Raw genomic sequence first — 23,879 nt, forward strand, 5'->3', positions numbered from 1 at the left:
TCCCTGGTGGTTCGTGGATCTTTTTCGGGAGATCTGATGAACAGCCCGCAAAGAACACATGACCTGAGAACCGTCACTCTGGCAGCCACTGTTGATCATTTGCCCGTTTCGTGGCGATGCTCACAGTGTCTGATTATTCCCTTACATGCCCGGCGTCCCGGCCACCTCCCACCCTCCCGCGCGTCCCCGTCCGGGTGGGCACACCCGAACGGTCTGTTCCGGTCAGCCGGAGACGCTCGCCCGGCCGTTCTCGATGTGTCCCATCAGCCGACGGCGGAAGACATCGTCCCCGTCGATCGTGACGGCCAGGTCGTACCAGCCGTGCGCGTCGGCCGCCGAGTGGACGACCGTACGGCTCCGCCCCGGCTTGACCTTGATCGTCCTCGTCCAGTCCCGCAGGTCCGCCTCGTCGACGTAGCCCAGCGGTCGGACGGTGTAGATGAGTGTGCGCCGCCCCGTGTTGCGCAGGGTGAGGTGCAGATCGCGCTCGTGGGCGTCGACCCAGGTGGCGACCTCGGGTCCTCCTTCGGCGGATCCGGCGAACTCGCGGCGGAAGCCGTTCGGCCCGGTCACCGTGAACCGGTACGCCTCACCGGTAACGGGCACCGTCCAGATCGCAGTGCCCCTCACGTCCTGGTGCTGCGGGACGGGGAATTCGCCCGCGTAGGGGTAGAGCGCGAAGTGCGCCGACGAACGGCCCGTGTTGCTGAGGGCGACCCGCACCGCCCCGTCCACGATCTTCGCCTGCGCGTCCGGCTGGTATGGCAGCGGACGGGCGGGCCGGACCCCGGGCTCCTGTACGGGCATCTGCTGGACGGCGGGCGGCTTCGGTGCCCAGCGTCCGCTGAACGGCGGGATGACACCCGGCTGCTCCACCTCGGGCCGGCGCCGTCCGCGCGTGAAGTCGAAGGCCGACGTCAGATCACCGGTGACGGTGCGCCGCCAGTCGCTGATGTTCGGTTCCTGCACGCCCGTCCACCGCTCCAGGAAGCGGATCACGGAGGTGTGGTCGAAGACCTCGGAGCAGACGAAGCCGCCCACGGTCCACGGCGACACGACGAGCAACGGCACGCGCACACCGAGGCCGGTGGGCTTGAACTCCCACCGCTCATCGGTCACCTCGGGCGGCGCGACCGGCGGCGGGACATGGTCGAAGAAGCCGTCGTTCTCGTCGTAGTTGATGATGACGGCGGTGTGCCGCCACACATCGGGGTGCCTGCCGAGCGCGTCCAGAACCTTGTAGACGATCGTCGCGCTGTGGATCGGGGAGGAGACGCTCGGGTGCTCGGAGTCGACCGCCGACGGCACCAGATAGGAGACCGCGGGTAGTGTGCCCGCCGCGACGTCCGCGGCGAACGCGTCGGCCAGCGTGCCGGTCTCGACCCGGCGCAGCGCTCGCTCGAAGAGGCTGCGTTCGGCCTCGGTGAGCGTGGCGACCCCGTCCTCCAGCAGTCCGAGCAGCCGCTCTCGCTCCGACGCGTCGTCCGTGTCACGGACTGCCGCGTAGAAGGACTCCATGTAGGTGTGGCCGCCGGTCTTCGCCAGCGCCTTGCGGGCGATCGCCTTGAACGTGGCGAAGAACTCGATCTGGTTGTCGGTGAAGTTCTCCCACTCGGTGTACGTCTTCCAGCTGTGCCCGGCCTTCTCCAGCCGTTCCGCGTACGTGCTCCAGCCGTATCCCGGGTGGGTGCCCTCGCTGTACGCGTCGTTGCCGACCGCCCGCTTGCCGTTCGCCTCGAAGCCCGTCTTCCCGCTCCACAGGTGGTTCCGGTTGGGGCTGGTGGAGGTGTGGATGGACGAGTGGTAGGCGTCGCAGACCGTGAAGGTGTCGGCCAGTTCGTAGTGCAGCGGGATGTCGCGGCGGTCGTAGTACGCCATGGTGGCGGCCGTCTTCGCGGTCACCCAGCCGTTCATCCAGCCGCCGGCCCACGCCTTGCCGCCGCCGCTCCAGGAGTGGTCCAGGGCGCCGATGTACTGGAGGTCCTTCTTCTGCATCGCGGCGGCGTCCCGGACCGGGAACGGCAGCACGGAGGTGCCCGATGCTCCCGGCTGTTCGAAGACGGGCTTGCCGGAGGGCAGCTCGATCGCGTTGCGGTCACCGAAGCCGCGTACGCCGCGCAGAGTCCCGAAGTAGTGATCGAAGGAACGGTTCTCCTGCATGAGGATCACCACGTGCCTGATGTCCCCGAGCCCGCCGGACCCCGCCGGGCGCGCCGGCTGCGCGGCGAGCGCGGCCTGCAGCGACGGCGGCAGCAGCGACCCGGCCGCCGCGGCACCGAGGGCGCCGCCGCCGAGCGCGATGAGTCGTCGCCGTGAGATGTCCGTGGTCAATTTGAGCCTCCCTGGTCCGGTCCTACAGCCGGGAAGCTAATCAAGGCAGGTGGCGGCAGAAAGACCACCGCGCGGCCCGGCGGTGAACGTCCAGCAGGCCGCCTCGGAGGGTCCGGACCGCCTGTCCCGCCGCGGTACCGGTCAAACCCCGATCGTGTGCAGCGCTCCCCACAGCGCGAGCGTGGACGCGATCAGCGTCGCGGGCACGGCGATCAGCCCGAGCCGGGTGAAGTGGCCCAGGTCGGGAGCGGCGTCGTGGGCGTGCAGGATGCGGCGCCAGAGCAGCGTGGCGAGGGAGCCGACATAGGTGAGGTTGGGCCCGAGGTTCACCCCGATCAGCGCGGCGAGCAACGGTCCCGGGCCGGCCGCCGCGACGACCGGGAGCAGGGCGAGGATCGCGGGCAGGTTGTTGATCAGGTTGGCCAGCAGCGCCGCGACCGCGGCCACCGCCAGCAGCGCGGGCAGTGACGAATCGTCTGGCAGGAGTGCGCCGATCCCGGCGCCGAGGCCGTGCTCGACGACGGCCGCGACGACGACGCCGAGGGCCAGCACGAAGAGGCAGAACATCGGGTTGGCCGCGTGCACCAGCCCCTTGACCGTGGTTCGCCGCTGTCCCAGTGCCCGGATCCCGAGGACGGTCGCCCCGGCCAGCGCGGCCCACAGCGGTTCCGCGCCCGCGAACGACGTGACGACGAAGCCCGCCAGTGTCAGGGCGAGGACGACGAGCGTGAAGACGGGGACGCCGGTCGGTTCCTCGTCCGGATCCGGCGGGTGCGCGCCCGCTGCCAGGTCGTCGGCGAAGACACGGCGGAAGATGACGTACTCGACGCCGATGGCAGCCAGCCACGGCAGGGTCATCAGCGCGGCGAAGCGGGTGAAGGAGAGGCCGCTCGCCGTGAACGCCAGCAGGTTGGTGAGGTTGGAGACGGGAAGCAGCAGGGACGCCGAGTTGGCGAGATGCGCGCAGGCGTAGACGTACGGGCGGGGACGGGCGCCGACGCGGGCGGCGGTGGCGATGACGACGGGCGTCAGCAGGACCACGGTCGCGTCCAGGCTGAGGACGGCTGTGATCAGCGCCGCCACGACGAAGACCCCGCCGAGCAGCGGTCCGGTTCGCCCCCGGCAGAGGCGGGCGACCATATGGCCGGCGGCCGTGAACAGTCCCTCGTCGGCGCAGAGCTGCGCGAGTACGAGGATGGCGGCGAGGAAGCCGACGACCGGCAGCAGGCTGCCGATCTGCTCGCGGGCGTCCGCGAACGGCACGGCGCCCGTCACGACCACCAGTACGGCCGCGGGTACGGCGACGGTCGCCTCCGGCAGTCCCCGGGGACGTACGACGGCGAACGCCAGCACCGCGAGGAGCAGTACGACGGAGACGATTTCGGCGGTGACGGTGTTCAGCGGACTCTCTCTCCGGGCGCGCGAAGAACCATGAGGGGGCGGCGCACCCGGTCAACGGGTGCACCGCCCCCTCACTGCGTACAGCTGCGCGAACGACTCAGCCTTCGACGCCGAGCTTCTCCAGGATCAGCTCGCGCACCCGGGCCGCGTCCGCCTGGCCGCGGGTGGCCTTCATGACCGCGCCGACGAGCGCACCCGCCGCCGCGACCTTGCCACCGCGGATCTTGTCCGCGACGTCCGCGTTGGCGGCGATGGCCTCATCCACGGCCGCGCCCAGCGCGCCCTCGTCCGAGACGACCTTCAGGCCGCGCTTCTCGACCACCACGTCCGGGTCGCCCTCGCCCGCGAGGACACCCTCGATGACCTGGCGCGCCAGCTTGTCGTTGAGGTCGCCGGAAGCGACGAGCTCGGTCACCCGGGCGACCTGCGCCGGGGTGATCGCCAGCTCGTCCAGGGCGACACCGGTCTCGTTGGAGTGCCGGGCCAGCTCGCCCATCCACCACTTGCGGGCCTGGTCGGACAGGGCACCCGCCTCGGTCGTGGCGACGATCAGGTCGACCGCGCCCGCGTTGAGGATCGACTGCATGTCGAACTCCGAGACACCCCACTCCTCGCGCAGCCGGTTGCGGCGTACCAGCGGCAGCTCGGGAAGCCCCTTGCGCAGCTCCTCGACCCAGTCACGGGCCGGGGCGACGGGAACCAGGTCCGGCTCCGGGAAGTAGCGGTAGTCCTCGGCGTTGTCCTTGATGCGGCCGGCCGTGGTGGAGCCGTCCTCCTCGTGGAAGTGCCGGGTCTCCTGCACGACCTTGGCGCCGGAGTTCAGCACCGCGGCGTGGCGCTGGATCTCGTAACGGGCGGCGCGCTCGACGGAACGCAGCGAGTTCACGTTCTTCGTCTCGGAGCGGGTACCGAACGTCTCGGTGCCGTTGGGGCGCAGCGACAGGTTCACGTCGCAGCGCATCTGGCCCTGCTCCATGCGGGCCTCGGAGACGCCCAGGGCCTTGATGAGCTCGCGCAGCTCGGCGACGTACGCCTTCGCGACCTCGGGGGCGCGCGCTCCCGCTCCCTCGATCGGCTTGGTGACGATCTCGATGAGCGGGATGCCCGCACGGTTGTAGTCCAGCAGGGAGTGGGACGCGCCGTGGATACGGCCGGTGGCGCCGCCGACGTGCAGCGACTTACCGGTGTCCTCCTCCATGTGGGCGCGCTCGATCTGCACCCGGAAGGTCTCCCCGTCCTCCAGCTGGACGTCCAGATAGCCGTCGAAGGCGATCGGCTCGTCGTACTGCGAGGTCTGGAAGTTCTTCGGCATGTCCGGATAGAAGTAGTTCTTCCGGGCGAAGCGGCACCACTCGGCGATCTCGCAGTTCAGCGCGAGACCGATCTTGATGGCGGACTCGACGCCGATGGCGTTGACGACCGGCAGCGAGCCGGGCATGCCGAGGCAGGTCGGGCACGTCTGCGAGTTCGGCTCCGCGCCCAGTTCGGTGGAGCAGCCGCAGAACATCTTGGTCTTGGTGCCGAGCTCGACATGGACCTCCAGGCCCATGACGGGGTCGTACGTCGCGAGGGCGTCCTCGTACGGCACCAGGTCAGTGACAGTCACGGTGAAACTTTCCCTCTCAGCCCAGCAGTACGTCGTCGTCGCCCAGGCGCTTCAGCTCTCGGTAGAGCAGAGCGATGCCGGTGGCGATGGCGGCAGCGGAGACGACGGCGTCGACCAGCCGGAGCGTGTCGTGCTCGGAGCGTGCCTTCTTGGCCTGCTTGAGCACGCTGACCGCACCGAACGCGGTGGTGCCGATGGACAGGTACGTACCGGTCTTGGACTTCTTGAAGCCCTTGGCCTTGGTCAGTGCGCTCACAGTGACGGAGCCTCCTCCAGCAGCGGGTGCCCCCACTTTTCCACGAAGGCGGCCTCGACGGCTGCCCCGACCTTGTACAGCCGGTCGTCCTTCATGGCGGGGGCGATGATCTGCAGACCGACCGGCAGACCGTCCTCCGGTGCGAGACCGCAGGGCAGCGACATCGCGGAGTTGCCGGCCAGGTTGGTCGGAATGGTGCACAGGTCGGCCAGGTACATCGCCATCGGGTCGTCGGCGCGCTCGCCGATCGGGAAGGCGGTGGTCGGCGTCGTCGGGGAGACGATCACGTCGACCTGCTCGAAGGCCTTCTCGAAGTCCCGGGTGATGAGCGTGCGGACCTTTTGCGCCGAGCCGTAGTACGCGTCGTAGTAGCCGGAGCTGAGTGCGTACGTACCGAGGATGACGCGGCGCTTGACCTCGTCGCCGAAACCGGCCTCGCGGGTGAGCGCGGTGACCTCCTCGGCGGACTTCGTGCCGTCGTCGCCGACCCGGAGGCCGTAGCGCATGGCGTCGAAGCGGGCCAGGTTCGAGGAGCACTCGGACGGCGCGATCAGGTAGTACGCCGACAGACCCAGGTCGAAGGACGGGCAGTCCAGCTCGACGACGGTGGCACCGAGCGACTTCAGAAGCTCGACCGACTCGTTGAAACGCTGCACGACACCGGCCTGGTAGCCCTCGCCGGAGAACTGCTTGACGACGCCGATGCGCATGCCGTCGACGCTGCCGTTGCGGGCGGCCTCGACGACCGGCGGGACCGGGGCGTCGATGGACGTCGAGTCCAGCGGGTCGTGTCCGGCGATCGCCTCGTGGAGCAGCGCCGCGTCCAGGACCGTGCGGGCGCAGGGGCCACCCTGGTCGAGGGAGGACGAGAAGGCGACCATGCCGTAGCGGGAGACCGCACCGTAGGTGGGCTTGACGCCGACGGTGCCGGTGACGGCGGCGGGCTGGCGGATGGAACCGCCGGTGTCCGTGCCGATGGCGAGCGGGGCCTCGAACGACGCGAGGGCGGCCGAGGAGCCACCTCCGGAGCCACCCGGGATCCGGGTGAGGTCCCACGGGTTACCGGTCGGGCCGTAGGCGCTGTTCTCGGTGGAGGACCCCATGGCGAACTCGTCCATGTTGGTCTTGCCGAGGATGACGACGTCGGCGGCCTTCAGCCTCTTGGTCAGGGTCGCGTCGTACGGCGGGACCCAGCCCTCGAGGATCTTCGAGCCGACGGTGGTCGGCATGGTCTTCGTGGTGAAGATGTCCTTCAGCGCGAGCGGGACACCGGCCAGCGGGCCGAGCTTCTCGCCCGCGGCCTTCTTCGCGTCGACGGCACGGGCCTGCTCGAGCGCGCCCTCACGGTCGACGTGCAGGAAGGCGTGGACCTTCTCGTCGACCGCGTCGATCCGGGCCAGGTGCGCCTCGGTGACCTCGACGGCCGTGAGCTCGCCGGAAGCGATCTTCGCGGCGATCTCGGCGGCGGTGAGCTTGATGATGGAGCTGTTGTCCGTCATGACTTCTAGTCCTCCCCCAGGATCTGCGGCACCTTGAAACGCTGCTGCTCCTGGGCCGGGGCGCCGGAGAGCGCCTGCTCGGGGGTGAGCGACGGACGGACCTCGTCCGCGCGCATGACGTTGGTCAGCGGCAGCGGGTGGGAGGTCGGCGGTACGTCTTGGTCGGCGACCTCGGAGACGCGGGCGACCGCGCCGATGATGTCGTCGAGCTGACCGGCGAAGTGATCGAGCTCTTCGCCCTTCAGCTCCAGACGCGCCAGCCGGGCGAGGTGGGCGACCTCCTCGCGCGTGATGCCAGGCATGCAGCGATCCTCAGGGGTGAGTGTTGTGGTTTTGGCCCCAATCCTATGGGGTCCGGCGCTGACGGGGCCGCCACCCACGGAACACTCGCCTCCGGTCAGCCCCCGGCCGTGCCCGTTTCGGGGGCGAACGGCTCGATTCCGCCGCCGGGATCCGGGCCGCCGGGCCCGCTCATGTCGTCGCCGGACGCGACTGCGTGGACCGCCCCGGCTGCCGCTGTTCCAACTCGGCCACCGCTGCCGTCACGCCCGTCACCCCCGATGCGGCGGCAGCGGCCGCGGCAGCCGCGGCGGCCAGCTCCGCCGGACGCCGCCAGCCGTGCTCGCCACGCGCCCGCAGCCACGCCGTCGTCTCCTGCGGCGGCATCGCGGCCGCGACCAGCCACCCCTGCACCGCATCGCAGCGCAGGTCGCGCAGCCGCTCCCAGGTCTCGTCGTCCTCGACGCCCTCGGCGACGACCAGCAGGCCGAGCGAGTGGGCCAGGTCGATGGTGCAGCGGACGATCTCCGCGTCCTCGTTGTCGACGGCCAGCCGGGCGACGAAGGACCGGTCGATCTTCAGCTCGCTGACCGGCAGCCGGCGCAGGTGCACCAGCGAGGAGTACCCCGTACCGAAGTCGTCGAGGGACATCTTCACGCCGTGCCCGGTCAGGCCGGCCAGCGTGTCGGCGGCGCGCTGCGGGTCCTCCAGCAGTACGTGTTCCGTTATCTCCAGCTGCAGGGAGCCGGGCGGGACGCCGTGCCGGGCGAGCCGGGCCGCGACGCCGCCCGCGAAGCCCGGGGTGTGGACGTCGCGCGGGGAGACGTTGACCGCGACCGGGACGAACAGCCCCTGCGCCCGCCACCGGGCGACCTGGGCCAGCGCCGTCTCCAGCACGTACTCGGTGAGGTGCGGCATCAGACCCGAGGACTCGGCGATGGCGATGAACTCGTCCGGAGGGACCCGGCCGCGCTCCGGGTGCACCCAGCGCACCAGCGCCTCGAGCCCGGCCACCTGGCCGTCGAACCGGACCTTCGGCTGGTAGTGGAGCTCCACCTCGCCGGCGTCCAGAGCGCGCCGCAGATCCCCGAGGAGTCCGAGCCGGTCCGGGGTGTTGCTGTCCCGCTTCGACTCGTACACCTCGACACCCGTACGGTCCCGCTTGGCCTGGTACATCGCCACGTCCGCCCGTCTGAGCAGCCCTTCGGCGTCCAAGGCGTGGTCGGGGTAGACGGCGACCCCGGCGCTGGCCTCCAGCACCAGGGTGAGGCCGTCGAGGTCCAGCGGCGAGGAGAGCTCGGCGACCAGATGGCGGGCGACGCGCTGGGCACTGGTGGTGGAGTCCGCGGTCGGCAGCAGCACGGCGAACTCGTCGCCGCCGAGCCGCGCGGCCTCCGCTCCGCGCGGCAGGGCCAGCCGGAGCCGCTCCGCGATCTGCAGCAGCAGCCGGTCACCCGCGAGATGACCGAGGGTGTCGTTGACCGCACGGAACCGGTCGAGGTCGATCAGGACGAGCGCGGATCTGGCGCCGACGTTCTCGGCGTCCTCCAGCGCTGTCCAGGTGCGCTCCAACAGCCACTGCCGGTTGGGCAGTCCGGTCAGCGGGTCCCGCAGCTGCTCCTCGGCCCGGGCACGGGCGATCCAGAGCGTGGAGTCCAGGGCGATCAGCGGAACCGCGAACAGCGGCAGCAGTACGGGTGTGGCGATCGCGACGACGCAGATCAGCGGGGCGAGCCCGAGGAGCGCGACCGCGACCAGCCCCTGGCGCAGCAGGGCGGTGCGGGCGATGGTCGGCAGCCCGCCGCCCTGTGGTGCCCGTGCGTACCAGAGGAGGACCCTGGTGACGACGAGATATGTGGAGGCGGCCAGTATGACTTCCGGGACGGCGTCTATGCCCCAGTCGAGTGGCTTCCAGGGCGACTCGACGCTCTGCACGTCACCGAACGCGGCGAGGACCAGAGCCGCCGCACCTATCCCCAGGATGTCCACCGCCCCATGCAGCAGCCCCTGCCACCAGCGGTGTCTGCGGGCCACCCCGACGAGCACGACGACGACCAGACTGACCAGGCCGGCGGGCACCCAGCCGTAGAGCAGCAGCACGGCGAGGGTGAGGGCGGCTCCCGATCCGGTGCCACCCCACCAGCGGTCGCGCCCGAGCGCGACGAGATGGCCGACGATGATCCCGGTGAGGACGGCGAGCGACCAGCCGGCCGCGCCGTCCGGGAAGAGTGCGTGCCCGGCGCTCACGGTCCGGTAGAAGCCGGTCGCCAGCTGGACAGTGGCGATCAGCACAACGGCGGCACCCACTTTGGGCATGAGGCCGAGGAAACCTTGCAGCCGCGACACCGGTGCGGCGCTCTCGGTCGGTTTCATTGCGTCCCTCTCACAGCCGGCAGTGCCGATGTCACCTGCTCGTCCTGCTCCCATGCCACCACGAACCCATGACCGTCACGCAGCCGGAATCACCGTCACGTACCCGGCACGGCAGGCGCACATCTCAACAGTAGGCCGCGGAGCGCCCGTACGGGCAGCGCTCTACAGCTCTTGCCCGAATGCGAACTGACCATCCTTCAGGATCTGGTATGCGCCGAACGGGTGAACCTGGCTTCCCGGTCACGCCGTTCGCCCGTCCGGGCCCGTCGCGGCTCGGCTATTCCTCGACCGGTCCGGCGACCGGTACAGCCGCCTCGCGTGCCGCGTCAGGCCCCTGTTCGAGCAGTACGGCGAAGCCCGCCCCGTCCAGAACCGGAACCTTCAGTTGCATCGCCTTGTCGTACTTCGAGCCCGGATTGTCGCCGACCACCACGAAGGAGGTCTTCTTCGAGACGGACCCGGTCACCTTTGCCCCACGGCTCTGCAGGGCCTCTTTCGCGCCATCCCTGGTGTGATCGGCCAGCGTGCCCGTGACGACGACGACGAGCCCTTCGAGCGGACGCGGTGCCTCGTCCTCACCCGCGCTCTCGTCGGCCATCCGGACCCCGGCCTCCCGCCACTTGCGCAGGATCTCCCGGTGCCAGTCCTCCGCGAACCACTGGGTGACCGAGGCGGCGATGATGGGTCCGACGCCGTCCGCTGCGGCCAGCTCCTCCTCGGTCGCCGCCTCGATGCGGTCCATCGAACGGAACTGACGGGCCAGCTCCTCGGCCGCGACCGGGCCGACATGACGGATCGAGAGCCCGGTGAGGATCCGGGCCAGCGGCGCCTGTTTGGCGGCGGTGATCGATTCCAGCATCGCCACCGCGTTCTTCTTCGGCTCGCCGTGCTGGTTGGCGAAGACCAGGGCGGTCTTCTCCTCACCGGTCTTCGGGTCGTGCTTGGGCAGTCCGCTGTCCATGTCCAGGACGTAGGCCCGGATCGGCAGCAACTGCTCGATCGTCAGCCCGAAGAGGTCGCTCTCGTCGCGCAGGGGCGGCTCGGTGGGCTCCAGCGGCTTGGTCAGGGCGGCCGCCGCGACATAACCGAAGTGGTCGATGTCCAGGCACTTGCGGCCCGCGAGATAGGCGATGCGCTCGCGCAACTGCGCTGGGCAGAAGCGCGCGTTGGGACAGCGGACGTCGATGTCGGCCTCCTTCATGGGCCGCAGCTCCGTCCCGCACTCGGGGCAGTGGGTCGGCATCACGAACGCCCGCTCGGTTCCGTCCCGCAGATCGACGACCGGGCCGAGGATCTCCGGGATCACGTCGCCCGCCTTGCGGATCACCACCGTGTCCCCGATGAGGACGCCCTTCTCCTTCACCACGTTCTGGTTGTGCAGGGTGGCGAACTCGACCTCGGAGCCCGCCACCTCGACGGGTTCGACCTGTGCGTACGGAGTGACCCGGCCGGTGCGTCCGACACCGACCCGGATGTTCACCAGCTTGGTGTTCACCTCCTCCGGCGGGTACTTCCAGGCGATCGCCCAGCGCGGCGCGCGCGAAGTGGAGCCCAGCCGGCCCTGGAGCGCGATCTCGTCGAGCTTGACGACGACGCCGTCGATCTCGTGCTCCACGGAGTGCCGGTTCTCGCCGAAGTACGCGATGAACTCCCTTACCTCGTCGAGGGAGTCGACGACCTTGTTGTACTTCGCGGTGGGCAGTCCCCATTCGTGCAGCAGCTCGTAGGCATGCGAGAGCCGGTCGATCTCGAGGCCCTCACGGGCGCCGATGCCGTGCACCACCATGTGCAGCGGGCGCCCGGCGGTGACCTTCGGGTCCTTCTGGCGCAGTGAGCCCGCCGCCGCGTTGCGCGGGTTGGCGAACGGCTTGTCGTCGGCCGCCACCAGCCGGGCGTTGAGCTCCTCGAACGCCTCCATCGGGAAGAAGACCTCGCCACGGATCTCGACCAGCGCCGGGATCCGGTCGCCCTTCAGCCGGTGCGGGATCTCGGCGATCGTGCGGACATTGGGGGTGATGTCCTCGCCGGTGCGGCCGTCGCCGCGGGTCGCGGCGCGGGTCAGCAGCCCCTGCTCGTACGTGAGGTTGACCGCGAGACCGTCCACCTTGAGCTCGCACAGGAAGTGGTAGGCGCCGGCGCCGACGTCCTTCGCGACGCGCTCGGCCCAGACCGCCAGCCCCTCGTCGTCGAAGGCGTTGTCCAGGGAGAGCATCCGCTCACGGTGCTCGATCGAGGTGAACTCCGTCCGGTACGGCCCCGCGACCTTCTGGGTCGGCGACTCGGGCGTACGCAGCTGCGGGTACTCGTCCTCCAGGTCCTGCAGCGAGCGCATCAGCCGGTCGAACTCGGCGTCGCTGACGACCGGCTGGTCGTTCACGTAGTACCGGAAGCGGTGCTCCTCGATCTGTTCCGCAAGGAGCGCATGCCGCTGCTGCGCCTCCGTGGGCACTTCCGATGTCTGTCCGCCGGTCATCGTCTCGTCCTCCCGTTACCCGATACCCGCTTACTCAGGGTTGTCTGCGAGCGATCTCGCGGCCCGGGCGCAGTGGGCGAGCACGGCGCGCGCGTACGCGGGCGACGCACCCGCGAGCCCGCACGACGGGGTGATCACCAGCGACTCGGCGAGAGTCCCCGGATTCAGCCCCAGCCTGCGCCACAGCGTCCTGACACCCATGACGCTACCGCCCGGGTCCGACAATGCGCCCGAAGCCGGGTCGGTGCCGGGCACCACCCCGAGGAAGAGCTGCGTACCGCCTTCGACCGCTTCCCCGATCGCTTCCTCCTCACGCTCGGTGAGCAGTGAGAAGTCGAACGAGATGCCGTCGGCACCGGCCCGGCGCAGCAGCGCGAACGGCACATCGGGCGCGCAGGTGTGCACGAGCGTCGCCTCTTCCCCGTTCGCCGCCAGGACGTCGCGGAGCGTGCCCTCCACCACCTGCCGGTCCACGGCCCGGTATGTGCGGTAGCCGCTCGCCGTCCTGATGTGCCCGCGCAGTACGCCGGTCAGGGACGGTTCGTCGAGCTGGAGGATCACCCGGGCGCCGGGCATCCTGCGCCGTACCTCGGCGAGATGGCCCAGCAGCCCCTCGGCCAGCGAGGCCGCCAGGTCGCGGCAGGCACCCGGGTCGCCGAGCACGGCCTCGCCGCCCCGCAGTTCCAGTGCGGCGGCGAGCGTCCAGGGGCCGACAGCCTGGACCTTGAGCGGCCCCTCGTACCCCTGGGTGAACTCCTCCAGGGCGTCGAGGTCCTCGCCCAGCCAGGACCGGGCCCGCCGGGTGTCGCGGCCCGGCCGGTCACTGATGCGCCAGCCGCTGGGCTCGACATGGCCGTACATGTCGACGAGCAGTCCGATGGTCCGCCCGATCATGTCGGCGCCGGGCCCGCGTGCGGGCAGTTCCGGCAGATACGGCAGGCCCTCACCGTCCGCGAAGGACCCGGTGACGGTCTTCGCCGCCTCCCGCGCGTCTCCCCCGGGCATGGATCCGATCCCGGTCGCACGGCACCCGCTGAACTTGTTTTTCTCGGTCACGCAGGAAGCCTACGGTCCGGCCCGCCGGGCCCGGTGCGGGCCCGGCGGCCGACGCTCGCGGACCGGGCCGGGTCCACTCGGCGTCGGGGACCCGGCCTCCGCGGACCGGGTGGCCGGGGTTTCAGTGCCCGGGGCGGACCGTCAGGTCGTTGACCTCGGCGTCGCGCGGCAGGTCGATCGCCATCACGATCATGGTCGCCACGGACTCCGGGTCGATGAACCGGGAGGCGTCGTACTCCTTGCCCTCCTGCTGGTGCACCTTGGCCTGCATGGGGCTGGCAGTACGTCCGGGGTAGACGGAGCTCACCCGGACACCGTTTCCGTGCTCCTCCTCGCGCAGCGAGTCGGCGAGCGCCTTCAGGCCGTGCTTGCTCGCTGCGTACGCGCTCCACTCGGCGTGCGCGCTGAGTCCGGCGCCCGAATTCACGAAGACGACGTGGCCCTGGGCCACGCGCAGTTGCGGCAGGAAGAGCCGGGTCAGCTCGGCAGGGGCGACCAGGTTGGCGTTGAGCTGGAAGTGCCATGCCTTGGGCGTGAGCTCCCCGACCTGGCCCAGCTCCACGACGCCCGCGATGTGCAGCAGCGAGTCGATCCGCTCCGGGAGCGACTGCTGCGCGAGCGCCCAGGACAGCCGGTCCGGGTTGCCGAGGTCGCCGACGAGCGTGCGGGCTCCGGGGTGGAGCGCGGCCAGCTCCTTGGCGCGGCCCGCGTCACGGGCCAGCAGCACGAGTTCGTCACCGCGCTCCAGGAGACGGCGGGCGACAGCTGCGCCGATGCCGGAGCCGGCGCCGGTGATGAGGTGAGTGGACATGCGCCCATGATCGCATCCGGCCGCGTGGCTACTGGATGCCGGACCACTCCTCCAGGTAGGCGAGCGCGCCGACCCCGTCCTTCGCGAAGAACACCAGGTCCGTGAGGGGAAGGGGCAGGAAGCCCTCGTCCTCCATGCGCTGGAACTGCAGGCGCAGCCCGTCGTAGAAACCCGCCGTGTTCAGCAGGACGACCGGCTTGTCGTGCTTGCCGTGCTTCTTGAGCTCCAGGATCTCGGTGGCTTCGTCGAGCGTCCCCATACCGCCCACCATGATCACGACGGCGTCGGCCTTCTCCAGGAGCAGCGCCTTGCGCTCGGCGAGATCGCGTGCGATCACCATCTCGTCGGCGTCGGTCCGGGCCTGGGCGGCCATGAAGTCCACCGAGACCCCGACGAGCCGCCCGCCCGACTCCTGCACCCCGTCGGCGACGACCTTCATCAGCCCGCTCTCCGACCCGCCCCAGACCAGTGTGTGTCCGCCGCGGCCCATCAGCTCGGCGAACTCGCGGGCGGGCCGGGTGTAGCGGTCGTCGAGGTCGGCGGCGGAGAGAAAGACGCAGATGTTCATGCATCAACCGTAAGTGCCCCCACGGACACGCCACGGGACGGGGGGTTGTTCCGGGGAAGAATCCGGTGCACGGCAGGGCTGAACAAGACATGACTTCCACCACAGGACATGTGATCACCGTCGAGCCCGGCACCGAGCATGTGCGCGTGGTGCGTGACGGTCAGCTGCTCGCCGAGAGCCGCCGTCCGCTCGTACTGCGCGAGACGGGCTGTCCGGTCCGTTACTACCTGCCGCCCGAGGACGTCCGCACTGAGCTCCTCACGGCGTCGGACAACCGCACCCACTGCCCGTTCAAGGGGGATGCCTCCTACTGGTCGCTGCCGGACGCGGCCGATCTCGTCTGGGCCTATCCGGACCCCAAGCCCGAAGTCGCGGCGATCAAGGACCACTTCTGCTTCTACGACACCGAGACGGTCTCCGACTGATCGCCGGACACCTTGCTGAACTGCGGAGTTGAAGAATCTCGAAAAACTTCCTCGCCGCAGCGATGAGTTCTGCCGTGCGCCACAGTCCCTCTGCACATGGACAGGACTCCTTCCCGTGACGGCACTTTGATCGCCCATCGGCGCAGAGGTGACGGGCCGCCCGTGATTCTGGTGGGCGGAGCGCTGAGCACTGCGGCGACCGAGGCACCGCTGGCGGAACTTCTGGCGTCGCGGTTCGGCGTCGTGACCTATGACCGGCGCGGCCGCGGCTCCAGCGGCGACGGCGCGCCGTACGCGGTCGAACGCGAGGTCGAGGATCTGGCGGCGATGATCGATCGGGTCGGTGGCCGGGCCTCGGTGTTCGGGATGTCGTCCGGCGGCGCCCTGGCGCTGGAGGCGCAGGCTGCGGGGCTGCCCGTCGACCTGCTCGCGGTGTACGAACCGCCGTTCGCCCCGGACGCACCGGGCCGCCGGGCCAAGGCGCGCTACGCGACCCGGCTGCACCGCCTGCTGTCGGCCGGGGACCGGGCGGGGGCTCTCGAGCTGTTCCTGTCGCTCGCGGGAATCCCGGCCGACATGATCACCCGGATGCGGCACGCCCCTCTGTGGCGCGGCCTCGAATCACTGGCGCACACCCTGGCGTACGACGACGCGATCCTCGGCAACGGCACGGTCCCCACCGAGCGCCTCGGGTCCGTCACCGCGCGCACCATGGTGATCACGGGCGGATTCAGTCCCACCCCGATGCGCACCCTGACCCGCATCCTCGCGGACGCGATCCCGCGCGCCCGGCACCGCACGCTGACGGGTCAGACGCATGACCTGGCGCCACAGGTGGTCGCGCCGGTGCTGGCGGAGTTCTTCTCGAAGGACGTGCACGTCAGCCGGGCGTCGTAGGTCCCACGGCCCACGACGCCCCGTCGCGGCCCGGGCCCGGCCCGCTTCGGAGGAACTGCTTCAGCTCCGGCCGACCGCGGCTTCGGTGCGCCGCACCGTCGTCGCGATCGTCGCCGAGCCGACCACTCGCGTCCCGTCGTACAGCACGACCGCCTGGCCGGGGGCCACACCCCGTACCGGCTCGGTGAAGGCGACGTTCAGCGTGCCGTCCACCAGCTCGGCGGTCACCTCGGTCTCGCCGCCGTGGGCGCGGAGCTGAGCGGTGTACGTGCCGGGGCCGGCCGGAGCCGTGCCGCACCAGCGGGGCTTGATCGCCGTCAGCGCCGTGACGTCGAGGGCCTCGACCGGGCCGACCGTCACCGTGTTGTTCACCGGCGAGATGTCGAGGACGTAGCGCGGCTTGCCGTCGGCGGCGGGGTGGCCGATGCGCAGGCCCTTGCGCTGGCCGATGGTGAAACCGAAGGCGCCGTCGTGGGTGCCGAGCCTGTTGCCGGACTCGTCGAGGATGTCACCCTCGGCCTTGCCGCCGAGGCGGTCGGCCAGGAAGCCCTGGGTGTCGCCGTCGGCGATGAAGCAGATGTCGTGGCTGTCGGGCTTCTTCGCCACGGCCAGGCCACGGGTCTCCGCCTCGGCGCGGATCTCGTCCTTGGTGGTGAGGGTGTCGCCGAGCGGGAACATCGCGTGGGCGAGCTGCCTCTCGTCCAGGACACCGAGGACGTACGACTGGTCCTTGGCCATGTCCGAGGCGCGGTGCAGCTCGCGGCTGCCGTCCTCGTTCAGCACGACGGTGGCGTAGTGGCCGGTGCAGACGGCGTCGAAGCCGAGCGCGAGCGCCTTGTCGAGCAGCGCCGCGAACTTGATCTTCTCGTTGCAGCGCAGACACGGGTTGGGCGTGCGGCCCGCCTCGTACTCGGCGACGAAGTCCTCCACGACGTCCTCGCGGAAGCGTTCCGCCAGGTCCCAGACGTAGAACGGGATGCCGATGACGTCCGCGGCGCGGCGGGCGTCGCGGGAGTCCTCGATGGTGCAACAGCCCCGCGCCCCGGTACGGAACGACTGCGGGTTCGCGGAGAGGGCGAGGTGCACACCGGTCACGTCGTGGCCCGCCTCGGCGGCTCGGGCCGCGGCGACGGCGGAGTCGACACCGCCCGACATGGCGGCGAGCACACGGAGGGGGCGCTGGGAAGTCTGAGTCATAGCTCCACCAGGGTACGGGTCGCCGGGAACCGAAAGCTCTCGGATATGCGTTGTCGATCTCATGGGGACCAAGGAGACGGCAGGCGCCAGGCGGTCGGCGGGGGCCGAGGCGGAGCACGGCATCAGCCGGCGCGGGTTGCTGATCGGCGCTGCTGTCACGGCGGTGGGCACGGCGGCGCTGGCCCGGGAGAAACTGGAGCACGCCTGGTGGCGGCTGCCCGGGGTGGAGAAGCCCCGCAAGCCCGGCGAGCTGGATTACGCACGGGCGCAGTGGACGGCGGCGTCCCCGGCGAACTGGCGACGGGCGGACCGCCCCGCCGACTACGCCATAGACCGGGTCGTCATCCATGTGACCCAGGGCAGCTTCCGCGGCGCGGTCCGGGTCTTCCAGGACCCCGGCCACGGCGCGGCGGCGCACTACGTGGTGCGCAAGGACGGTCATGTGACGCAGATGATCCGTGAGCTGGACGTGGCGTTCCACGCAGGGAACAAGTCGTACAACGAGCGCAGCGTCGGCATCGAGCACGAGGGGTTCGTGGACCGGCCGCAGGACTTCACGGCCGCGATGTACGCGTCGTCGGCACGACTGTCGGCCGCGATATGCGGGCGGTACCGGATACCGGTGGACCGGACGCACATCATCGGGCATGTCGAGGTGCCCGGCACCGACCACACCGATCCGGGGCCGCACTGGGACTGGGACCGGTACATCGGACTGGTGAGGGCAGCGGGCGCCCGGTGACAGCGGCGCCCGTCGCCCGGTTCAGCTGAGCCCCGCCGTCCGCGCGCGCTCGACCGCAGGCCCGATCGCCCGGGCGACGTCCTCCACGTCCTGCTTGGTCGATGTGTGTCCGAGCGAGAACCGCAGCGTGCCGCGGGCCAGGTCCGGGTCGGTGCCGGTGGCCAGCAGTACGTGGCTGGGCTGGGCGATTCCCGCCGTGCAGGCGGAGCCGGTGGAGCATTCGATCCCCTGGGCGTCCAGCAGCAGGAGCAGGGAGTCTCCCTCGCAGCCGGGGAACGTGAAGTGGGCGTTGGCCGGGAGCCGGCCGCCGGGGGCCGGATCGCCGCCGAGGATGGCGTCGGGAACGGCCGCGAGCACGGCCGCGACCAGCTGGTCGCGGAGTCCGCCGATCTCCCGGGAGAACTCCTCGCGGTTGCCGGCGGCGAGCCGGCCGGCCACCGCGAAGGCGGCGATGGCGGGCACGTCGAGGGTCCCGGAGCGCACATGCCGCTCCTGGCCTCCGCCGTGCAGCACGGGTACGGGGGTGTGGGCGCGGCCGAGCAGCAGCGCGCCGATGCCGAACGGGCCGCCGATCTTGTGTGCGCTGACGGTCATGGCGGCCAGTCCCGACGCGGCGAAGTCGACCTCCACCTGACCGAAGGCCTGCACCGCGTCCGAGTGCATCGGCACGTCGAACTCGCCGGCGACGGCGGCCAGTTCACGTACCGGCATGATGGTGCCGATCTCGTTGTTGGCCCACATCACGGTGACCATCGCGACATCGTCGGGGTTGCGCTCGATCGCCTCGCGCAGCGTGTCCGGGTGGACGCGGCCGTAGGCGTCGACGGGGAGGTATTCGACGGTCGCCCCCTCATGCTCGGCGAGCCAGTCGACGGCGTCCAGCACGGCATGGTGCTCGACGGGACCGGCGAGCACACGGGTGCGCCGGGGGTCGGCGTCGCGGCGGGCCCAGTAGAGGCCCTTCACGGCGAGGTTGTCGGCCTCGGTACCGCCGGAGGTGAAGACCACCTCGCTGGGGCGTGCGCCGAGGGCGTCGGCGAGGGTCTCTCTCGACTCCTCGACGGTACGGCGGGCCCGGCGCCCGGCGGCGTGCAGTGAGGACGCGTTACCGGTGACGGCGAGCTGGGCGGTCATCGCCGCGATCGCCTCCGGAAGCATCGGCGTGGTCGCGGCGTGGTCGAGGTAAGCCATGGTGGGCTCGATTCTACGAGCCCGGGGTGGGGCGTATGCCGGGCGCATCGCGGTCCGTACCCGCGCACGGCGGTCAGATGCTGTGTCACCTGCCCGAACCGGAGCCCGATCCGGCCGGGGCGGCGCCGCAGGACGCCGTCGGTCAGCTGCCGAAGCTCCAGGAGACGGTGCCGTTTCCGGTGACCAGGAAGGCCAGGACGACGAGGTCCGCGATGCCGAGGGCGAGTCCGAGGAGGGCGCGGCCGCGGCGGGCGGTGGAGCGGGCAAGGGCGATGACCGCCATCACGATGGCGATCGGGCCGAGCACGATGTTCATCACAAGGAGGCCGATCAGCCCGAGCACGAAGGAGGCGACGGCCAGGCCGTCTGCGTCCCGGGTGCTCCTCCCGCGGCCGACGGCCCGCGGGGCGTCTCCCCCGGCGGTGGTGGCTTCCGTGCCGGTGCCGGCTCGGCGGGCGAATGCGGTGAGTGTCATGGTGCAGGCTCCTTCGTCTCTTTCATTGGCTCGAACGTCGGATCGGACAGGCCGGATCAGTGGGACCGGCGGTGCGCGCTCAGCCGCTCGCGGACCGCGAAGATCAGCAGCCAGCAGCCGATCGCGGCGGCGAGGGCGAGGGTCAGCGGGAGCGGAATCTGGACCACCGCCCCGAGGACGACCCCCAGCAGGAGCAGGGCGGCGACGAGGATGACCATGTTCGGCCTTTCTGCGAGTTCTCGGGGCACTCGGACCCTCTGCGCCCTGTGCGCCATTTGAGAGTACGAGTGTTCACTGACTTGTCAGTCTAGACCCGTTCATCCCTTCCATGGTCCAGAGAACAGTTGTTTACTGAATGGCATGAGTCACACCGTCGGCATCCGCCAGACCCAGAAGCTGAAAACCCGCCAGGCACTGCTGGACGCCGCGCTCCAGCTGTTGGAGCACCAGAGCCTGAGCAGCCTGGGACTGCGCGAGGTGACGCGGGCGGTGGGTGTCACGCCGACCGCCTTCTACCGGCACTTCGACGACATCGCCGCGCTCGGTGTGGCACTTGTCGAGGAAGCACTGGGCAGCCTGCACGGGGTGATCGGCGCGATCCTCGCCGAGACGGGCGACAGCGAGGCCCGGCTGGACCGCAGCGTCCAGCTGATCACCCGTCATGTACGTGAGCAGCCTGCCCACTTCCGCTTCATCGCCCGTGAGCAGCACGGTGGCGTCAGCCAGGTCCGCGAGGCCATAGCGGCCCAACTGCGGCGGTTCGCCGAGGAGGTGGCCGAAGCACTCGGCGCGGAGCCGGAGTCGCGGGGCTGGAGCGACGAGGACCTGCTGATGCTCGGCGGTCTCTACGTCGACCACATGGTGATCACGGCCTCCGCGATGCTGGACGCCGACCCGGCCGGCGAGGCCCAGGTGGCCGAGGTCACCCGCCGGCGGCTGCGCCTCGTCACCCTCGGCAGGCGCCACTGGCTGGACGGCACCGGCGCCTGAGGCATGGGGGATGCCGGGCATCTCGCACCCCGGCCGGGCCGATCTCCAGGCCCACCCGCCGTCCACAGGCGGAACGGACGGGTGCGCGCACGGCCGGGCGCCGGGACCGGGTGCGGAGGCTCCGAAACGCTCGGCACGCCCGATGGGGGGCCGGCCCGTGGGTCCGGAGCAGCGGGATCGAGAACAGCCGGTCCGATTTCACGCCGTCCCGACTCCCGGACGCCTGGCTCCCCCTCACGTCAGGCGTTCCGGGAGCCCGGGCGGCATGGTTCAGCCGCGCGGGGCGCGGGCCAACTGGCGGGACTGGGCGACCAGCCGGTCGGCGCTGTCCCAGACGTCCGCGTCCTCCTCCAGGAAGCCGCCTGCGAGGTTGCGGGTGGTGATGGAGACACGCAGCGGGCCGGGGGCCGGACGGCAACGGATGTGGGTGGTGAGCTCGATGGTCGGCGTCCAGCCCTTGAGCCCCAGCTCGAACGAGGTCGGCGGCAGCGCGTCGACGGTGAGCAGCAGGGAGTACGGGTCGGCGTCGCGCCCGTCCGCCAGGCCGAACCAGCCGCGCATCTCGCCCTTGCCGGACGGGGCGCCGATGGCCCAGCCGACGGTCGACGGGTCGAGCTTGATGTTGAGCCGCTCGGTGATCGCGGAGCTTCCGGGGATGGGCGCCGGGCCGTCGCCCGGACCGAAGCACTGCTCGATCGGCGCCATGGCCGGCGGCTTCGCCGACGTGCGGATGTCGTCGGAGAGGGAGTCCAGGTCGCCGTACGTGCCGAGGATCCGGATGCGCTCGGCCTCGGTGCCGTCCTCCGCGTACTGGAAGAGCGACGCCTGACCGGTGGAGAGGGTACGGCCGGTGCGGACGACCTGCGTCCGGATCACCGCGGGGCCGGGGACCGACGCGGTGAGGTAGTGCGCGGAGACCGAGAAGGGGTCGGGGTGCGGCAGGGCCTCGCCGAGCGCGCGGCCGAGCATGGCCAGTAGATACCCGCCGTTGACGGCGTGGATGATCGTCCAGCCCGCGGAGAGTTCGGCGTCGTAGACGCCTTCTTCGCGAAGGGTGACGGCGGTGTCCCTGTCGAACTCGCTGTCGCCGATGAGTGCCTGAGCTGCCTGTGCCATGAAATGCACCGTACACCGATTGTATTACTGAGCGGTAGCTTTTTTGAGTCGGCGATGTGTCGGCGTACCGTGGCGCGAGCCGAGGCCTGTCAGGTGGCGGCGGAGCCCTCCTCGGCCGCGGCCGAGGATCGCTTGTACGCACGGGGCGCCCGCCAGTGGAACCGCATCGCCAGCAGCCGCAGGACAAAGGCGGTGATCACGGCGGTGCCGCTGGTGAAGGCATTGATCGTGCCGAAGCGGATGCACAGCACGATCATGATTGCGCCGACCATCGCGGGCACCGCGTACAGATCGCGGTCCCAGCGCAGCAGCGACGGCGTCTCATTGGCGAGTACGTCACGCAGCACACCACCGCCGACCGCGGTGGCCAGGCCCAGGGCCGCCGAAGCGGTGAGGCCCAGACCGTAGTCGTACGCCTTGACGGTGCCGGTGACGCAGAACAGCCCCAGGCCCGCCGCGTCGAAGACGTTGACCGCCACCTGGATCCGCTCGACGTGCGGATGCAGGAAGAAGACCAGGCCGGCGGCGAGCAGCGGGGTGAGGAAGTAACCGAGATCGGTGAAGGCGGCGGGCGGCACCGCCCCGATGATCAGATCACGGAACAGCCCCCCGCCCAGCGCTGTCACCTCGGCGAGTACCGCGATGCCGAAGACATCGAAGTTCTTGCGTACGGCGAGCAGTGCGCCGGAGATCGCGAAGACAAAAATTCCGACGATGTCGAGCGCATGCTGGACGGAGGGCGTGAACAGTTCGTTGAGCACCGGGCAATTGTGCCGGTACTACTGCCTGGGGCTGTCCTCCGAGGTCCCGGACGGGGTCGCGACGTCGTCCGAGGACGGCGCGGCGGTGTCGTCGCCATCGGTCGTGTCGTCGGCCGCCGAGGCCTCAGCAGCCTCCGAGACCTCAGCCGACTCGGCAGCCTCGGTGGCCTCCGAGACCTCGGCCGGCTCAGCCGCCTCGCCGGCCTCCGAGGACTCGGTGACCTGAGCAGGCTCCGCAACCTCGGTCGGCGCAGTGCCCTCCGAGGACTCCGCGTCCTCGGCCGCCACCGCCTTCGTCACCGAAACCACCTCGACCGCCTCCCGCGCCGCGGCCAGCACCTTCTCGCCCGGCACCTGGTCCGGCGCGTTCTCCGGGTGGTGACAGGCCACCTGGTGACCGGTCTTCAGCGCGATCAGCGGGGGTTCCTGCGTCTTGCAGATCTGCGTCGCCTTCCAGCACCTCGTGTGGAAGCGGCAGCCGCTCGGCGGCGAGATCGGCGACGGCACATCACCCTTGAGCAGGATCCGCTCGCTCTTCACGCCGCGCCGCCGCGGGTCCGGCACCGGCACCGCGGACATCAGGGCCTTGGTGTACGGGTGCATGGGCGCCTCGTACAGCGACTTGCGGTCCGCGAGCTCGACGATCTTGCCGAGGTACATCACGGCGATGCGGTCCGAGACGTGGCGGATGACCGAGAGGTCGTGCGCGATGATCACGTAGGTGAGCCCGAGCTCGTCCTGGAGGTCGTCGAGCAGGTTCACCACCTGAGCCTGGATCGACACGTCCAGCGCCGAGACCGGCTCGTCGGCGACGACCAGCTTCGGCCGCAGGGCGAGCGCGCGGGCGATGCCGATGCGCTGGCGCTGGCCGCCGGAGAACTCGTGCGGGTAGCGGTTGTAGTGCTCGGGGCTGAGCCCGACCAGCTTCAGCAGCTCCTGGACGTGGTTCTTCAGACCACCCTCGGGCTCGACGCCCTGGAGCCTGAACGGCGCGCTGACGATCGTGCCGATCGTGTGGCGCGGGTTCAGCGAGGAGTACGGGTCCTGGAAGATCATCTGGACGTCGCGGCGCATCGGCCTCATCTGCCCCATGGACAGATGGGTGATGTCCCGGCCCTCGAACTCGACCTTGCCGCCGGTCGGTTCCAGCAGCCGGGTGATCAGCCGGCCCATGGTCGACTTGCCGCAGCCGGATTCACCGACGACGCCCAGGGTCTCCCCCGGGTACACCTCGAAGTCGATGCCGTCGACGGCCTTGACCGCGCCGCTCTGCCGGCCGAACAGACCCTTGCGGATCGGGAAGTGCTTGACCAGGCCCTCGACCTTGAGCAGCGGCTCGCGCGGGGCGGTGGCCTGCTCCGGGATCGTCACGTCCTTGTCGAGCACGATGGGATCCTTCTTCTGGCTCACGTCGCTCACCTCATTCGCCTCG

At 70.5% G+C, this 23,879-nt stretch carries 22 protein-coding genes; 4 read left to right on the forward strand and 18 right to left on the reverse strand.

What is annotated here, in order from left to right; all coding sequences use genetic code 11:
• Positions 1-222: 222 nt before the first annotated feature.
• The 11 genes from ACFYP5_RS00115 to ACFYP5_RS00165 form a co-directional block, all read right to left on the reverse strand.
• Positions 223-2,331 carry a phosphocholine-specific phospholipase C gene (locus ACFYP5_RS00115; RefSeq protein WP_389028453.1) on the reverse strand — a complete coding sequence of 703 codons (2,109 nt, stop codon included), beginning with the start codon at positions 2,329-2,331 and terminating at the stop codon, positions 223-225.
• A gap of 141 nt (positions 2,332-2,472) precedes the next feature.
• On the reverse strand, positions 2,473-3,732 hold the full coding sequence (locus tag ACFYP5_RS00120) for an SLC13 family permease (RefSeq protein WP_389030649.1): 1,260 nt from the start codon (positions 3,730-3,732) through the stop codon (positions 2,473-2,475).
• Between the two features lie 97 nt (positions 3,733-3,829).
• Positions 3,830-5,338 (reverse strand): Asp-tRNA(Asn)/Glu-tRNA(Gln) amidotransferase subunit GatB, encoded by a 1,509-nt coding sequence (gene gatB / locus ACFYP5_RS00125; protein WP_389028456.1) that lies wholly within the window; start codon positions 5,336-5,338, stop codon positions 3,830-3,832.
• Between the two features lie 16 nt (positions 5,339-5,354).
• Complete coding sequence (locus ACFYP5_RS00130) at positions 5,355-5,594, reverse strand: hypothetical protein (protein WP_030930926.1); 240 nt, start codon at positions 5,592-5,594, stop codon at positions 5,355-5,357.
• Positions 5,591-7,093 (reverse strand): Asp-tRNA(Asn)/Glu-tRNA(Gln) amidotransferase subunit GatA, encoded by a 1,503-nt coding sequence (gatA, locus tag ACFYP5_RS00135; RefSeq protein ID WP_389028459.1) that lies wholly within the window; start codon positions 7,091-7,093, stop codon positions 5,591-5,593. The genes ACFYP5_RS00130 and gatA overlap by 4 nt, the downstream gene beginning before the upstream one ends.
• Before the next feature lie 5 nt (positions 7,094-7,098).
• Positions 7,099-7,395 carry an Asp-tRNA(Asn)/Glu-tRNA(Gln) amidotransferase subunit GatC gene (gene gatC / locus ACFYP5_RS00140; protein ID WP_015036350.1) on the reverse strand — a complete coding sequence of 99 codons (297 nt, stop codon included), beginning with the start codon at positions 7,393-7,395 and terminating at the stop codon, positions 7,099-7,101.
• Positions 7,396-7,564: 169 nt separating this feature from the next.
• A complete protein-coding gene (locus ACFYP5_RS00145; RefSeq protein ID WP_389028462.1) occupies positions 7,565-9,745 on the reverse strand; it encodes a putative bifunctional diguanylate cyclase/phosphodiesterase in 2,181 nt (726 codons plus the stop codon).
• Between the two features lie 277 nt (positions 9,746-10,022).
• On the reverse strand, positions 10,023-12,218 hold the full coding sequence (gene ligA / locus ACFYP5_RS00150; RefSeq protein ID WP_389028465.1) for an NAD-dependent DNA ligase LigA: 2,196 nt from the start codon (positions 12,216-12,218) through the stop codon (positions 10,023-10,025).
• A gap of 30 nt (positions 12,219-12,248) precedes the next feature.
• Positions 12,249-13,274 (reverse strand): methionine synthase, encoded by a 1,026-nt coding sequence (locus tag ACFYP5_RS00155; RefSeq protein WP_389028468.1) that lies wholly within the window; start codon positions 13,272-13,274, stop codon positions 12,249-12,251.
• A 121-nt stretch (positions 13,275-13,395) separates the two neighbouring features.
• Positions 13,396-14,085: an SDR family oxidoreductase gene (locus ACFYP5_RS00160; protein ID WP_389028470.1), complete on the reverse strand. Its 690-nt coding sequence runs from the start codon at positions 14,083-14,085 to the stop codon at positions 13,396-13,398.
• A 28-nt stretch (positions 14,086-14,113) separates the two neighbouring features.
• The gene (locus ACFYP5_RS00165; RefSeq protein WP_356642115.1) at positions 14,114-14,653 is read right to left on the reverse strand and encodes a TIGR00730 family Rossman fold protein; all 540 of its coding nucleotides are present in this window, start codon (positions 14,651-14,653) and stop codon (positions 14,114-14,116) included.
• Between the two features lie 89 nt (positions 14,654-14,742).
• On the opposite strand from ACFYP5_RS00165, the gene ACFYP5_RS00170 reads away from it, so the two are divergent.
• Together ACFYP5_RS00170 and ACFYP5_RS00175 are read left to right on the forward strand one after the other, a co-directional pair.
• Positions 14,743-15,078 (forward strand): DUF427 domain-containing protein, encoded by a 336-nt coding sequence (locus tag ACFYP5_RS00170; RefSeq protein WP_389028474.1) that lies wholly within the window; start codon positions 14,743-14,745, stop codon positions 15,076-15,078.
• Positions 15,079-15,174: 96 nt separating this feature from the next.
• Entirely contained in the window at positions 15,175-15,975 is an 801-nt protein-coding gene (locus ACFYP5_RS00175; protein ID WP_389028477.1) for an alpha/beta fold hydrolase, read from the forward strand.
• 60 nt (positions 15,976-16,035) lie between these two features.
• Here ACFYP5_RS00175 and mnmA read toward each other — a convergent pair whose 3' ends face one another.
• Complete coding sequence (gene mnmA, locus ACFYP5_RS00180) at positions 16,036-17,172, reverse strand: tRNA 2-thiouridine(34) synthase MnmA (protein WP_389028480.1); 1,137 nt, start codon at positions 17,170-17,172, stop codon at positions 16,036-16,038.
• 61 nt (positions 17,173-17,233) lie between these two features.
• Here mnmA and ACFYP5_RS00185 point away from each other — a divergent pair, with 61 nt between their 5' ends.
• Positions 17,234-17,914 (forward strand): N-acetylmuramoyl-L-alanine amidase, encoded by a 681-nt coding sequence (locus tag ACFYP5_RS00185; RefSeq protein WP_389028483.1) that lies wholly within the window; start codon positions 17,234-17,236, stop codon positions 17,912-17,914.
• Positions 17,915-17,935: 21 nt separating this feature from the next.
• On the opposite strand, the gene ACFYP5_RS00190 is transcribed toward ACFYP5_RS00185, so the two are convergent.
• The 3 genes from ACFYP5_RS00190 to ACFYP5_RS00200 form a co-directional block, all read right to left on the reverse strand.
• Positions 17,936-19,105 carry a cysteine desulfurase family protein gene (locus ACFYP5_RS00190; RefSeq protein ID WP_389028486.1) on the reverse strand — a complete coding sequence of 390 codons (1,170 nt, stop codon included), beginning with the start codon at positions 19,103-19,105 and terminating at the stop codon, positions 17,936-17,938.
• Between the two features lie 142 nt (positions 19,106-19,247).
• On the reverse strand, positions 19,248-19,580 hold the full coding sequence (locus tag ACFYP5_RS00195; RefSeq protein WP_389028489.1) for a DUF4190 domain-containing protein: 333 nt from the start codon (positions 19,578-19,580) through the stop codon (positions 19,248-19,250).
• Between the two features lie 56 nt (positions 19,581-19,636).
• The gene (locus ACFYP5_RS00200; RefSeq protein WP_030971341.1) at positions 19,637-19,798 is read right to left on the reverse strand and encodes a hypothetical protein; all 162 of its coding nucleotides are present in this window, start codon (positions 19,796-19,798) and stop codon (positions 19,637-19,639) included.
• A gap of 142 nt (positions 19,799-19,940) precedes the next feature.
• Between ACFYP5_RS00200 and ACFYP5_RS00205 the strand changes: the two genes are divergently transcribed.
• On the forward strand, positions 19,941-20,570 hold the full coding sequence (locus ACFYP5_RS00205; RefSeq protein WP_389028492.1) for a TetR family transcriptional regulator: 630 nt from the start codon (positions 19,941-19,943) through the stop codon (positions 20,568-20,570).
• Positions 20,571-20,840: 270 nt separating this feature from the next.
• Here the strand turns inward: ACFYP5_RS00205 and ACFYP5_RS00210 are convergent, their stop codons facing one another.
• The 3 genes from ACFYP5_RS00210 to ACFYP5_RS00220 all read right to left on the reverse strand — a co-directional run bounded on the left by ACFYP5_RS00210 (position 20,841) and on the right by ACFYP5_RS00220 (position 23,836).
• Positions 20,841-21,686, reverse strand: coding sequence for a thioesterase family protein (locus ACFYP5_RS00210; RefSeq protein ID WP_389028494.1), 846 nt, complete (start codon positions 21,684-21,686; stop codon positions 20,841-20,843).
• A gap of 89 nt (positions 21,687-21,775) precedes the next feature.
• Positions 21,776-22,447, reverse strand: a complete 672-nt coding sequence (locus ACFYP5_RS00215; RefSeq protein ID WP_389028497.1) for a trimeric intracellular cation channel family protein — start codon at positions 22,445-22,447, stop codon at positions 21,776-21,778.
• A gap of 18 nt (positions 22,448-22,465) precedes the next feature.
• On the reverse strand, positions 22,466-23,836 hold the full coding sequence (locus ACFYP5_RS00220; protein WP_389030652.1) for an ABC transporter ATP-binding protein: 1,371 nt from the start codon (positions 23,834-23,836) through the stop codon (positions 22,466-22,468).
• Positions 23,837-23,879 lie beyond the last annotated feature (43 nt).

Source organism: Streptomyces sp. NPDC005262, assembly GCF_042872425.1.
GTDB lineage: Bacteria > Actinomycetota > Actinomycetes > Streptomycetales > Streptomycetaceae > Streptomyces.